Below are 13,505 nucleotides of genomic sequence, written 5' to 3' on the forward strand. Positions count from 1 at the left end.
GAGGAAGTATGGACCTTGAATTTATTCAAAGAATCTATAATAAAGAAAGGGAAATAGAAGAAAGAATTGAAAAATTCAAACAAGAACTTGAAGAAAAGAAAAAAAAATTCATAAAAGAAAATGAAAAAAAATTAAAAGAGTTAGAAGAAGATTATAAAAAAAGACTTCAAGATGAAATTTTATTAATAGAGAAAGAGTATGAAGAAAAATTAAATAAAAATATTGAACAAATAAAAAAAGAACTTCAAAATAAAAAGGCAAATGTAGAGAAAAACTTTGAAGAAGCGTTTAATTTTATTTTAAGGAGGATTCTTGAATAGATGGCAATAGATAGAATGTTAGAAATTCATATCTTTATGCCAAAAAAAGAATTCTCCTCTTATTGTCAATTTTTAAAATTAGAGGAAAAAGTTGAAATTGATGAGATAAAAAATGTGAATGGCCTTTCTTATTTTAAAGATAGAAACCCAGAAAAGTATGATGAGACAATAAAAAAATTAGATTTTATAATTGATGAACTATCAAAGTTTAAAGAGAAAGGGAGTTTTATAAAAGATTTCATACCTGAAAGAATAGAATTAACATTCACTGAACTACAAAATTTAGTTAATAATTTAAATATTAATGAAATTTATGAAAAGATTTATAGCATTGTTAAAAAGGAAGAAAAAATAAAAGATGAAATAAAAGATATAGAACACAAAATAAAAATACTTTATCCATATAAAAATCTTAATTTAAACCTTGAAACTTTACTTTCTTTAAAAACAATAAATCTTAAACTTGGAACAATTAGAAGAATAAATTTTAAAAAACTCAAAGACGAAAAAGATAGTTGTGAAATAAGGATTATTTCTGAAGATAAAAATAATCTTTATATTTTAATTGGATATAAAAAGAAAGATTATGAATTTGAGAAATTATTAGAAAAATTAGAGTTTAAAGAGATAGATATAAAAAATTTTAAAGGTAAACCTAATGAAATATTAGAAAATTTAAATGATAGATTAGATTCATTAAATAAAATATTACATGATTTAATAAAAGAGAAGAAAAAAGAGAAAAATTTATTGAAAAAAATTGAAATAATAAAGGAGTATTACATAGATAAAAAATATGAGGAGGAAACAAAATCAAAAATAGTTGAATCAAAATTTTTAACATATATTTTTGGTTATATAAGAGAAAAAGACTTCAATGAATTAAAAAATAAAACAAAAGAGAAGTTCCCCAGAGTACTTATTTTTGCACAAGAACCAAAAGAGATTGAAAAGGTTCCTGTATCTCTCTCAAATAACAAATTTTTTAAACCTTTCGAGATGCTTGTTGATATGTATGGATATCCAAAATATGGTGATTTTGATCCTACTCCTTTTTTAGCTCCAATCTTTATATTATTCTTTTCACTTTGTTTTGGTGATGTAATTTATGGGGCAATTCTTGTTTTAGGTTCAATTTTTATAATAAAGAAATTTAATGTTCATGAAAAAGATAGAAATTTCTTTTACTTCTTTATTATTCTTGGATTCTTTTCTTCTATAGTTGGTGTATTAACTAATTCCTATGCTGGAGATTTAATTTCTATTCCAAAACTTGCAATAATTGATCTTCTTGAAGAGAAACCTGGTGAAACTCCAGGATTAATTAAAATGCTTATTTTTTCTCTTGCTGTTGGATTTATAACACAAATTTTTGGTTTACTTTTAAAGGCATTTGATAACATAAGAAAAGGGAAAATTTTAGATGCAATCTTTGATCAATTTTCTTGGATTATCTCACTTATTGGAATAATTTTATATATAGTTTTATCAAAAAATCCAATTCTCTCAAAAATTGGATTTTATCTTTTTATTTTAGGAATTATAATTATAGTTTTAACTGGAGGAAGAACATCTAAAACTTTACCTGGAAAATTAATTGGAGGGGTTGTATCTCTTTATGGAATTGTAAGTTCATATGGATTTTCATCAGCATTAGGAGATGTTCTTTCATATTCAAGACTACTTGCTCTTGGATTTTCAACAACTGTTCTTGGAATACTTATAAATACAATCGCAAGAATGTTTGCAAAGGGTATTTTGGCTTTACTTATAATACCTTTAATTCTTTTAATGGGACATGGGTTAAATATATTTATGGGACTTTTAGGTTCTTTTGTTCATCCTACAAGATTAATATTTTTAGAGTTTTTTGGGAGATTTTATGAAAATGGTGGAAAGAAATTTTCACCATTTAAATTTAAAAGTGAAAAAGTGATAATTAAAAACTAAAAAAGGAGGCGCTATGTCTGAGATTTATGGGTTAGTTTTTGCTATTTTAGGTATGGCATCAGCAATATCCCTTTCTGGTATCGGTTCAGCAATTGGAATTGGTATTTCAACAATGCAAACTGCTGGTGTTCTTTCGGAAAAACCACATTTATATGGTAAATTATTTGTTATAACAGCCCTTCCTGGAACACAGGGTTTCTATGGCTTTATTCAATTATTCTGGATTGCTACAAGAATAGGTTTATTTGGAGGAATACCAAAAATTCCAATTAATACAGGAATGCAACTATTTTTTGTTGGTTTTGGAATGGGTATGGTTGAACTTATTTCAGCAATATGGCAAGGAAAAGTTTCTGCAGCAGCTATAAATCTTGTTGCTGAAAAGGAAGAAGAGGCAGGTAGAGCAATAATTTTGCCAGGTCTAGTTGAAATTTACGCAGTTATCTCTTTGATTGCAGCAATTCTTGTAACTACTTTTATAACACAAGGGCTATGAATATAGATGAATTAATTAAAGAAATTGAAAATGAGGGGGAAGAAGAAATAAAAAAAATTAAAGAAACCTTTGATTTAGAAATTGATAAATTAAAAAAAGAATTTGATGATAAAGTTAATAAACTTAAAAAGGATTGGGAGGAATTAATAGAAAAAGAAAAAAGTTTATTAATAGAGAAAAAAGAACTTGATCTTAAGAATAAAATTGAACTTCTGATTCTTGAATGGAAAAATGAGATTCTTGATAATTTCAAAAATTTTTCTTTAAAATCACTTGAATTCCTACCTTTAGAAAAACTGAAAGAATTTTATAAAAAAGAGATAGTTAAAAATATAGAATCAAAAGAAGTTGAAATTCATTTAGATGTTAATTTAAATAAGATTTTTGATGATAATTTCAAAAGTGATATTCTTAACACAATTAAAAAAACAATCCCTGATGCCAATATAAAATTTGTTGAAGACAAAGAAGTTTTTGTTAAGGGAAAAAGTTTTATTTCAAGAATTTCACTTATTGATAAATTTATTGATAGTCTATATGAAAACATACTTGAAGTTTCAAGAATTATTTTTGAAGAAAGATGAAATTAAAAAATAGTGATTTTTCTTATCTATCAGCAAAATCATTAATTCTTATAAGTTACTTTCCAAAAATAGAAAATTTAAAATCATATTTATCTTTATCAAAAGAGGCTTTTGTAGATCATATCAAAAAGTCATATGGTATTGAAACTGAAAGCCAAAATTTAGATGAAATACTAACTTTTGACTGGAATAATAATATAAAGAAACTCAAAAGTATCATTTTTGATGAAAAATTATATCAATATTTTGAAATAGAAAAAGAATATGAGATTATTGAATCAGATAAAAACATATTTGAAAAAGAATATGAAAAGATTAAAAAGGAACTATTTTTGTTAAATTCTTCAGAGTTCTTTAAAAAATTTATAAAACTAAAAATTGATTTATTTAATATTTTAAGTTTCTTAAAGCATAAATATTTTGGATTTTCTTTTAAATATATTGATGGAGGCAATTTAATTGAGAGAATATTTAAACTTTTTGAGAAAGAATCAATTCAAAACTTCATAGAATATATAAATTTAAGATATCCTAAAACTATTGAAAAAACACCAGAACTATTCTTTGAACTTTTTGAAAAGAAAAGAGATGATCTGTTAATAAATTATTTAAAAAATTCTAAATATTTTGTTTTTGGACCAGAGATTGTTTTTTCTTTTCTTGTACTCAAAAGTTTTAACAATGTAAACTTTAGATTAATTTATAATGGAATTATTTATAATTTGCCACATGAAGATGTTTTAAGGAGGTTAAGAGTTATAAATGGGTAAAATTGCCTATTTTGGAGATGAAATAACTTCAAAACTTTTCTTATCCTTTGGTTTTGATGTTTTTACTGAAAATTTAGTTGATAACTTTTTAAATGCTTATAAAAATGATAAATATTACATTTTGATTGTATCTGAAGAAGAACAACAAAAGATTTTAAAAGTTTATGAAGAATTAAACAAAAAACTTTTACCAGTTGTAATTTTTCTACCTTCAAAAGGTAAAAGAGAGATGGTAAATTATAAATATATTAAAAAACTCACTGAAAAAGCGATTGGTGTTGATATTTTAGAAAAAGGAGAATAGTGATATGGAAAAAGGAATAATTACAAAGGTATCAGGTCCTCTTGTTGTTGCAAGAGGACTTAAAAATGCAAAAATGTATGATGTTGTTTATGTAGGAAAACTTGGTCTTCTTGGTGAAATAATACAAATTAGAGAGGATCTTTCTTTTATACAAGTATATGAAGAAACAAGCGGTATAGGTCCTGGAGAAGAAGTTGAAACAACAGGTGAACCTCTTTCTGTAGAATTAGGTCCTGGTTTAATTGGGTCAATTTTTGATGGTGTTCAGAGGCCTCTTGATATAATAAGTTCAAAATATGGGTCATATATTGTAAGAGGAGTTAAAGAGCATTCTATTTCAAGAGATAAAGAGTGGGATTTTGAACCAATTGTTAAAGAAGGAGATTTTGTTGAAGAGGGTGATATAGTTGGAGTAGTTCAAGAAACAGAGATAGTTAAACATAAAATTTTAGTTCCTATTGGAATTAAAGGGAAAGTTAAAAAAGTGTATAGTGGAAAAAAGAAAGTTGAAGACCCAGTAGTGATTCTTGATAATGATGGAAAAGAAATTGAAATTAAGATGCTCTCTCGTTGGCCCGTGAGAATTCAAAGACCATTTAAAAAGAAATTACCTCCAGATATTCCATTAATAACAGGTCAAAGAGTTATAGATGGGTTCTTTCCCATAGCAAAAGGTGGCACCGCCTGTATTCCTGGGCCATTTGGTTCTGGAAAAACAGTAACTCAACATCAACTCGCAAAATGGTCTGATGCAGATATAATTGTTTATGTTGGATGCGGTGAAAGAGGAAATGAAATGACAGAAGTTTTAATTGAATTTCCTGAACTTAAAGACCCAAGAACAGGATATCCACTTATGAAAAGAACAATACTTATTGCAAACACTTCTAACATGCCAGTTGCTGCAAGAGAAGCATCTGTTTTTACAGGGATAACAATTGCAGAATACTTTAGAGATCAAGGATATGATGTTGCTCTTATGGCTGATTCAACATCAAGATGGGCTGAAGCAATGAGAGAAATTTCTGGAAGATTAGAGGAAATGCCAGGAGAGGAAGGTTATCCTGCATATCTTGCCTCAAGAATTGCATCATTTTATGAAAGGGCAGGAAAAGTAGTTTGTCTTGGGAAAGATTCAAGAATTTCAACACTCAGTGTAATTGGTGCAGTTTCTCCACCTGGTGGCGATCTTTCAGATCCTGTTGTTCAATCAACTTTAAGAGTCACAAAAGTTTTCTGGGGACTTGACGATGCTTTGGCATCTCAAAGACATTTTCCTGCAATAAATTGGTTAACAAGTTACTCACTATATACAATTGATTTAGATCCTTATTACAGAAAAAATATAAGTGAAGAATTTCCAAAATTAAGAGAGAAAGCAATGGAAATTCTTGAAAAAGAGGCTGAACTTGAAGAAATAGTGAGATTAGTTGGAATAGATGCATTGTCACCAAAAGATAGATTAGTTCTTGAAACTGCAAAATCAATAAGAGAAGATTTTTTACATCAAAATGCTTACCATGAAATAGACACATTTACATCTTTGTATAAACAATATCTGATGTTAAAAGCAATTCTAAAGTTTTATGAACTTGGAAATATATCGCTTGGAGAAGGAGTAGATCTTGAAAAAATAATAAATCTTCCTATTAGAGTAGATATTGCAAGAGCAAAATATATTGATGAGAAAAAATTAGAACTTTTTGACGAACTTTTTAAAAAGATTGAAAATGGTTTTAAAGAGATAATGAACTTGAAGGAGGAAGTGAAATAAATGGCTAAAGAATATTTAACAACAAAAGAAATTGCTGGACCATTAATGGTTGTTCAAGATGTATCAGGTGTTAAATATGGTGAACTGGTGGAAATTACACTTAAAAGCGGTGAAAAGAGAAGAGGGCAGGTTATGGTTGCAGAGGAAGATAAAGCACTTATCGAACTTTATGAGCCATCAATTGGAATAGATCCAAAAGAAGCAAGAGTTAAATTTACTGGAAAAGGTTTAGAAGTTCCAGTTTCAAAAAATGTTCTTGGTAGAATTTTTAATGGATTTGGTGAACCAATTGATGATGGACCAAAAATTATTCCTGAGGATTTAAGAGATATAAATGGAAGTCCTATAAATCCATATTCAAGAGATTATCCAAATGAATTTATTCAAACAGGGATATCAGCAATTGATGGATTAAATACTCTTGTAAGAGGACAAAAATTGCCAATTTTTTCGGGAAGTGGACTTCCTCACCCTCGTCTCGCTGCGCAAATTACAAGACAATCAAAAGTTTTAAAAACAGGAGAACAATTTGCAGTTGTTTTTGCTGCAATGGGTATTACTTTTGAAGAAGCAAATTTCTTTATAAATGATCTTAAAGAAACTGGAGCAATAAATAAATCGGTTCTTTTTATAAATTTAGCAAATAACCCTGTTATTGAAAGAATAGCATTACCAAGAACTGCACTTACAGTTGCAGAATATCTTGCTTTTGATCTTGATATGCATGTATTGGTTATTTTAACAGATATGACAAACTATTGTGAAGCATTAAGAGAAATATCTGCAGCAAGAAAAGAGGTTCCTGGTAGAAGGGGTTATCCTGGCTATATGTATACTGATCTAGCGACAATTTATGAAAGAGCAGGAAGAATTAAAGGGAAAAAAGGATCAATAACCCAAATTCCTGTTGTAAGTATGCCTGAAGATGATAAAACACATCCAATCCCTGATTTAACTGGTTATATTACAGAAGGTCAGATATTTTTATCAAGAGAATTATATAAAAAGGGAATTTACCCACCAATCGATGTTAGACCTTCACTTTCAAGATTAAAAGATAGAGGTATTGGAAAAGATAAAACAAGGGAAGATCATTCAGATTTAATGAATCAATTATATGCTGCATATTCAAGAGGAAAAAATGCTGAAGAGTTAGCAAAAATTTTAGGCGAAACCGCACTATCACCAGTTGATAGAATTTTTGTAAAATTTGCAGATAGATTTGAAAGAGAGTTTGTAAATCAAGGTGAATATGAAAATAGATCAATTGAACAAACTTTAGATATTGGATGGAAACTTTTGTCAATGATACCAATTCCTGAATTAAAGAGAGTAAGAGAAGAATATATTGAAAAATATCTCAAAAGATTTATTATAGAGGAGAAAGTATGAGGTTAAGAGTTAATCCAAATAGAATGGTTCTTTTAACTCTAAAAAAGAGACTTGCTGTCGCGATTCGCGGTCATAAACTTCTTAAAGATAAACTTGATGGAATGATAAAAGAGTTTGTTTCAGCAATAAAAAATTTCAAGGAAAAAACTCAAGAACTAGATGAAGATTTTTTAAGATTGCAAAAACTTCTTATTTTATCATATTCACAACTTGGAAAAGAAAAATATGAAATATTAACAAAAAAGAGAGTGGATTTATCAATATCCTATGAAAAGAAAAATATTATGGGAGTAACTATTCCTGAATTTAATATTAAAATTTTAGGTGATCCATTTAATTACCCATTTACAATTTCAAATTTAGAATTTGATTTGGTAAATCAAGGTTTTAAAAATTTTATTGAAAAATTAATTGATTATATAAATATTTATAAAACTCTTGAAGAACTCGCTAAAGATATTGAAAGAACAAGAAGAAGAGTTAATGCACTTGAATATGTATTAATACCTTCACTTAAAGAAACTATAAAATTTATAAAAATGCGGCTAGATGAACTTGAAAGAGAAACTCACGGAAGACTTACAAGAATCAAAGAAATTATAAGGGGAGAGGCAGAAAGATAATTTACCTTATTTACCTTTAGATTATATTTCAAACCTTGAAGTATCAACTAATTTTCCTTTACTTATAATATATTTTGGTTCTCTATGGTATCTTAATGCTTCAAGAACATTATCTTCATTCAATACAACAAGATTTGCAGGGTTACCCTCTTTTAATTCGTGATCTTTAAGACCTATTGCTTTTCCAGCATCAATTGTTATCATATCGTATAATTTTTCCATGTCATCTCTTGTGGTCATCCATAAAATGTGAGAAACTAAAAACGCAACTTCAAGCATATTATTTCTTCCGTAAGGATAATAAGCATCAGAAATGTCATCTTGTCCTAAAACAACAAGAACTCCCTCATTAAGCATTTCTCTAACTCTAGCATGAAGTGGACCTGTATGAGGATCTGTAACAATACCAACTTCACCTTTTTTTAATAAAGCAATAAGTTTCATAAGATAAGGAGTTGGATAAAATTGCATTGCTCTTGCATGATGTGCAAGAACTCTTCCTATATAACCTTCTTTTATTGCTTTTAAAGTTAACATTTCAAGTGTTTTAAGAGTTGGATCACCTGCATCATCAACAAGCATCGAGATGTCTTTATCATATTTTTTAGCTAGTTCAAACATTTTATTAATGTGTTCTTCTTCATCTTCTTCTGTATATTCAATCCAAGGAATACCACCAACAACATCTGCACCCATTTTTAAACTCTCTTCAACAAGTTCATATGCGCCTTTTTCTCTAACTACTCCATCTTGAGGAAAAGCAACAACTTGAAGGTTTAATACTTCTTTAAAAACATCTTTTGCTTTTAATAAAGCCTTGACACCCTCTAATTTTGCCTTCGAATCAACATCTGCAAATCCCCTTAAATGTAATACCCCATAACGAACAGCATGATTTAATGCTTTTTTAACATTTGGATAGATCCATTCTTCATTATATTTAGATTTTATAAGAGCAGCAAGTTCTATTGCTGTCATCGCTTTTCCCATACTTTCTTCATGATAATCTTTTAGTGCCCCTTCTTCCATCATAAAAAAGGTATAAACTTTACATAAATGAAGATGTGGATTTACAAATGATTCTGTAACAAGTTTACCTTCTGCATCAATAGTAGTTTTAGCATCTAAATTTAAATTTTCTGAAATTTTTTCAATTTTTCCATCTTTAATTCCAATTGAAAAAAGGCCATTCTTTTTTCTTAATTTTGCATTTTTAATTAAGATATCATACATTAGAACCTCCACTTTAAAATTTGACTTTTAAAATTTATATATTTTTAAATTTAATAATTTACATAACTTTCAATAGATTTGTAAGTTCTTTTGTTAAATTTTTTAAATCTTTTGCTGTTTTTTCTAAATTTGGTTTTAAAAGTAAAAATAAAACATTTGTTTCTCTAGTATATGCAATATGTCTTAAATCTTCAATACTAATAGAATTTTCTACAAGTTTCATTAATCTTTCTAAATCAGATCTATTTTTATATAAAGCATAAAACTCTTTCCCATTTAAAACTATATCTTCTTTTCTAAAAGTTTCAATATTATCTATAATTGGACCTGGAAAATAAAAACGCTTTTTTATAATGTGAGAATCATATCCAAATTTTTCATTTAACCTTATGACTACATATAATCTATCATGTTTTCTTGTTAAATATGAAATTGGAAGATAAAGTAGGCTTTGTCTTGGTAGAAGAGTTAAAGTTAATTCAATTTTTTTTATAAAATTTTCATTAATATCATAATTTGCTTTAAATCCAATATAACCACCTATATAAGTATAAAGTTTATCTTTTGGCTTAAGGCTTTCCTCAAAATCTCTTATATATTTAATCATCATTAAAGTATTTACTTTTCTTCCTTTAAAAAATTGAAGGGATGCTATACCTCCCAAAATAAGCATTAATAAAATTATTTGTGCTTGTGTCATCTATATCTCCTCTTTTCCACTTACAACCTCAACTTCTGTAAAACCTTCTCTATTTAGCGTATCAACTATCTTTTTAGCAATTGAATTTAAAATATACGATTTTATAAACATATAAGAAGGTGAAAAATAATCTGGATAAAATGATTTTAATTTAATTTCAATTTTTGTAAACTCTATTTTTATCTCTTTAATATAATCTCCGGTAATTAAATCAAGACCAGTTGTTGGTTCCTCAATTTTTGATAAAATTCTTTTAATCCTTTTAATTATCTCTTCATCACCAACTGTTCTCATACTAATATATAATTATCATAAAATTTAGACAATTCTTCAATACCTCGTGGAGATTTTGAGAGAAGGGGTATCTCTTTTATATTAATATCTTTTATTTCAACCTTCATTTTTTGAATTACTCTCTCTTGTTCTTCAATTTTTCCTTTAATTACATCAGGTGGATTTTCACATATCAAATATTTATTTAAATAAATATTTTTAACTTTTATTCTAAATTCAGAAAGGGCTTCAATTATTCTTTTTGTTTCAAAAAGAGCAAGATCCTCTGGCATTGTAACAACATTTATTGAAGTATGATCGCTTACAAATATATTCATTAATTTTTCCATTTCTTTACTATATTTAACAAGTTCAATCATAATTTGATCTTCTTTTTCATCTGAAGTTAATGTTATAACCTCATCATCTAATACAGCCTCAACTTTTCCTCTAACATTTTCAACCATTTTTCTTCTATCAAGAATCTTTCTTCTTATATTCATCAATCTTTTTGACCAAAGAAGAGTTAATTTTGGCAATGCAAGAACTCTTGTTGTTATTCCAGTTGGTGGTGTATCGAAAACAAGAATATCATAACTTTCATCTTCAACAAATTTTTTAATTGCTTCCAAAACAGCATATTCTTCTATTCCAGGAGAATATCTTAAAATATCAAAATATCTTTCTAAATTGAAACTTGTAAGATATCTATATGTATTTTTTAAATTTCTTGAAAGTTCTTCAAGGTACTCTTTTATCATTTTTTCAAGGTCAACTTCAACAGCAAAAAGATTATCTGTTAACTTTTTTATTTTATTTGAAAGTTCAATATTAAATGCATCACCAAGATTATGAGCAGGATCAAGAGAGGCAATTAAAACCTTTTTATCTTTATAGTATTTTGATTTACCTGTTGCAAAACTTGCTGAAACTGTTGTTTTTCCAACCCCTCCCTTACCTAAGAAAAAATATATTTCCATAAATAATTCCACTTAATCTATATCAAACATTCCTGCTGTTTCTGCAAAAGCGTCATCAAGGTTTTTGCTTCTTTTTATCATTACAAAAATTTCTTTTTGCATAAATGGTAATATCCTTAAAATAATACCTGTTGGAGGGGATGGAATTCCTGCAAATGTTCCCATAGTTAGAAGAGCAAAAACATTTTCTAACTCTTCTAACTCTTTTTCTATAAGGGAGGTAGAAACCTCCCTTAAACCTAAATCAATTCCAATAAAAAATTTTTTGATGAGGTCGAAGAGTCTTTTCATTTAAATTATTTTGTTTCTGTTTCTGGGATTGCTCCCTTTCTCCAACCACCAATAAAATCGGCAACAAGAATAAGATTAAGTGCAAGCATTATAACTGTAAATCCACCAAGCATATATTTATTGAATGCAGGAGTTGTTTTTGGAACAACAACAATAAGATACCAGAAGAGACCTACAGTAACTGTAATCCATAAGAATAGTGCTGGAATTAAAACTGCCATTTGCCATGCTGGTTTTGCTTTTTGTACCTGTTTAACCCATACTGCTGCAGTAATCATTGCAATTGATGCAAGTAGTTGGTTTGATCCAGCAAAACCTGGCCAGAGAACTGTATAACTTCCACCCCATATTAAAAGAAGACCTAAACCTGCTGCTATAATTGATCCAACCCACTTATTTGCAATAAAATTATAGAAACCTTCACTTGCTTTCTTTACTGGTTCCCAAATTTCACCCCATGCATATCTTGCTAATCTTACTGCAGTATCAAGAGTTGTTAAGACAAATGCAGATACCCAAAGACCAGCAAATGTGGTTCCAACATTTTCAGGTAAACCTATTGTAGTAGTCATTTTACCAAATGAACGTGTAAATACACCAAGAGCACCTCCAACAGCATTAGCAGCCTTTAAAAATGTATTTCCAAGATATACCTTATCTGTCATAAGTTTATTTAAATCAACTCCAAGTTCACTTACTTTTGCAGCAACCCCCTGTAAAACTTGGAATCCAAAGGCTGCCATTGAAGTTATAACAAGAGTTGAAAGGAAACCTTCTGTAAACATACTTCCATAACCAACAAATAGTCCAGATAACTCATTATCTAACTGTTTTGAAGATGTACCAGAGGCAACAATTGAATGGAAACCAGAAAGTGCACCACAAGCAATAACCAGTGGAACTGTTGGCCAGAATGGAGATGGTTGTCCTCCAATTGTTTTTGCAGAGAATATTGTAAACGCTGGCCAATTAAATCCTCTAAAAGCAAAAACTGCTGATACTAAACCTAAAATAAGTCCAGCCCATAATATATATGCATTTAGATAATCTCTTGGTTGAAGTAGAATCCAAACTGGTAAAGAAGAGGCAAGAACTGAATATATTGTTAAAATAATATACCATGCCTTTGCATTAGATATTTTTACAAATGGAAATGTAAATCCGATGTATAGACAAATTATAAGCATTATAACTCCAATTATTGATGCAACTGAAAACGATAGTTTTGTTCTATATAAAAGTATTCCTTCAATTATCGCTATAAATATAAATACAATGGATGCAGTTGCAATCGATGGATTTGCGGTTGCAAGACCAGTAAATACTCCCATAAAAGCAGAAATAACTAAAAGAAGTGCAAAATAAATGAAAAGTTCAAAAGAGTATTTAGTTCTTGCAGTCATTAATTTGCCAGAAACCCATTGAATTGATTTTCCATCATATCTAACTGAAGCCATTAAAGCAAGATAATCATGGACACTTCCAATAAATAGATTTCCAAACCAAACCCAAAGAAGAGAAGGAAGCCAACCCCATGCCATTGCTATTGCAGGTCCTGTTATTGGACCAGCACCTGCAATTGAAGCAAAGTGGTGCCCATATAAAACCCAAGGTTTTGCTGGAACATAATCAACATTATCTCTTAATCTAACTGCAGGTGTTGGTCTGTTAGGATCTGCTTTTACAACTTCTTTTTCAATCTTTTTACCATAAATAAAGTAGAAAAACACATAAAACGCTAAACCAATTACTGCAATTAATGCAGTCATTTTTTAATTTACCTCCTTTTTAAAAAATTTTTTTAAAAACACAAGA

At 28.5% G+C, this 13,505-nt stretch carries 15 protein-coding genes; 9 read left to right on the forward strand and 6 right to left on the reverse strand.

Going from position 1 to position 13,505, the window contains the following annotated elements; all coding sequences use genetic code 11:
* Positions 1–8 precede the first annotated feature (8 nt).
* The 9 genes from QMD25_06415 to QMD25_06455 are packed head-to-tail and all read left to right on the forward strand — an operon-like array spanning position 9 to position 8,213.
* Positions 9–320 carry a hypothetical protein gene (locus QMD25_06415; protein MDI6861615.1) on the forward strand — a complete coding sequence of 104 codons (312 nt, stop codon included), beginning with the start codon at positions 9–11 and terminating at the stop codon, positions 318–320.
* The gene (locus QMD25_06420; protein MDI6861616.1) at positions 321–2,270 is read left to right on the forward strand and encodes a V-type ATP synthase subunit I; all 1,950 of its coding nucleotides are present in this window, start codon (positions 321–323) and stop codon (positions 2,268–2,270) included.
* Positions 2,271–2,283: 13 nt separating this feature from the next.
* Positions 2,284–2,766 carry a V-type ATP synthase subunit K gene (locus QMD25_06425; GenBank protein ID MDI6861617.1) on the forward strand — a complete coding sequence of 161 codons (483 nt, stop codon included), beginning with the start codon at positions 2,284–2,286 and terminating at the stop codon, positions 2,764–2,766.
* The gene (locus QMD25_06430) at positions 2,763–3,350 is read left to right on the forward strand and encodes a hypothetical protein (protein ID MDI6861618.1); all 588 of its coding nucleotides are present in this window, start codon (positions 2,763–2,765) and stop codon (positions 3,348–3,350) included. The genes QMD25_06425 and QMD25_06430 overlap by 4 nt, the downstream gene beginning before the upstream one ends.
* Positions 3,347–4,120, forward strand: coding sequence for a V-type ATPase subunit (locus QMD25_06435; protein ID MDI6861619.1), 774 nt, complete (start codon positions 3,347–3,349; stop codon positions 4,118–4,120). Before QMD25_06430 ends, QMD25_06435 begins: the two co-directional genes overlap by 4 nt.
* On the forward strand, positions 4,113–4,424 hold the full coding sequence (locus QMD25_06440; protein MDI6861620.1) for a V-type ATP synthase subunit F: 312 nt from the start codon (positions 4,113–4,115) through the stop codon (positions 4,422–4,424). The genes QMD25_06435 and QMD25_06440 overlap by 8 nt, the downstream gene beginning before the upstream one ends.
* Positions 4,425–4,428: 4 nt before the next feature.
* The gene (locus QMD25_06445) at positions 4,429–6,198 is read left to right on the forward strand and encodes a V-type ATP synthase subunit A (GenBank protein MDI6861621.1); all 1,770 of its coding nucleotides are present in this window, start codon (positions 4,429–4,431) and stop codon (positions 6,196–6,198) included.
* Positions 6,199–7,590 carry a V-type ATP synthase subunit B gene (locus tag QMD25_06450; GenBank protein MDI6861622.1) on the forward strand — a complete coding sequence of 464 codons (1,392 nt, stop codon included), beginning with the start codon at positions 6,199–6,201 and terminating at the stop codon, positions 7,588–7,590. It abuts the gene before it with no gap.
* Positions 7,587–8,213, forward strand: coding sequence for a V-type ATP synthase subunit D (locus QMD25_06455; GenBank protein ID MDI6861623.1), 627 nt, complete (start codon positions 7,587–7,589; stop codon positions 8,211–8,213). Before QMD25_06450 ends, QMD25_06455 begins: the two co-directional genes overlap by 4 nt.
* 21 nt (positions 8,214–8,234) lie before the next feature.
* On the opposite strand, the gene QMD25_06460 is transcribed toward QMD25_06455, so the two are convergent.
* Genes QMD25_06460 through QMD25_06485 form a run of 6 tightly spaced genes read right to left on the reverse strand, consistent with a single transcriptional unit; the run spans position 8,235 to position 13,459 of the window.
* Positions 8,235–9,446: an amidohydrolase family protein gene (locus QMD25_06460; GenBank protein MDI6861624.1), complete on the reverse strand. Its 1,212-nt coding sequence runs from the start codon at positions 9,444–9,446 to the stop codon at positions 8,235–8,237.
* Between the two features lie 58 nt (positions 9,447–9,504).
* The gene (locus tag QMD25_06465) at positions 9,505–10,146 is read right to left on the reverse strand and encodes a hypothetical protein (GenBank protein ID MDI6861625.1); all 642 of its coding nucleotides are present in this window, start codon (positions 10,144–10,146) and stop codon (positions 9,505–9,507) included.
* Positions 10,147–10,440 (reverse strand): hypothetical protein, encoded by a 294-nt coding sequence (locus QMD25_06470; protein ID MDI6861626.1) that lies wholly within the window; start codon positions 10,438–10,440, stop codon positions 10,147–10,149.
* Entirely contained in the window at positions 10,437–11,399 is a 963-nt protein-coding gene (locus QMD25_06475) for an ArsA family ATPase (protein MDI6861627.1), read from the reverse strand. The genes QMD25_06470 and QMD25_06475 overlap by 4 nt, the downstream gene beginning before the upstream one ends.
* Positions 11,400–11,411: 12 nt before the next feature.
* On the reverse strand, positions 11,412–11,690 hold the full coding sequence (locus tag QMD25_06480) for a hypothetical protein (GenBank protein MDI6861628.1): 279 nt from the start codon (positions 11,688–11,690) through the stop codon (positions 11,412–11,414).
* A gap of 5 nt (positions 11,691–11,695) precedes the next feature.
* Positions 11,696–13,459, reverse strand: a complete 1,764-nt coding sequence (locus tag QMD25_06485; GenBank protein MDI6861629.1) for a carbon starvation protein A — start codon at positions 13,457–13,459, stop codon at positions 11,696–11,698.
* Positions 13,460–13,505: the final 46 nt, after the last annotated feature.

It is taken from the genome of Caldisericia bacterium, from assembly GCA_030018355.1.
Lineage (GTDB): Bacteria > Caldisericota > Caldisericia > B22-G15 > B22-G15 > JAAYUH01.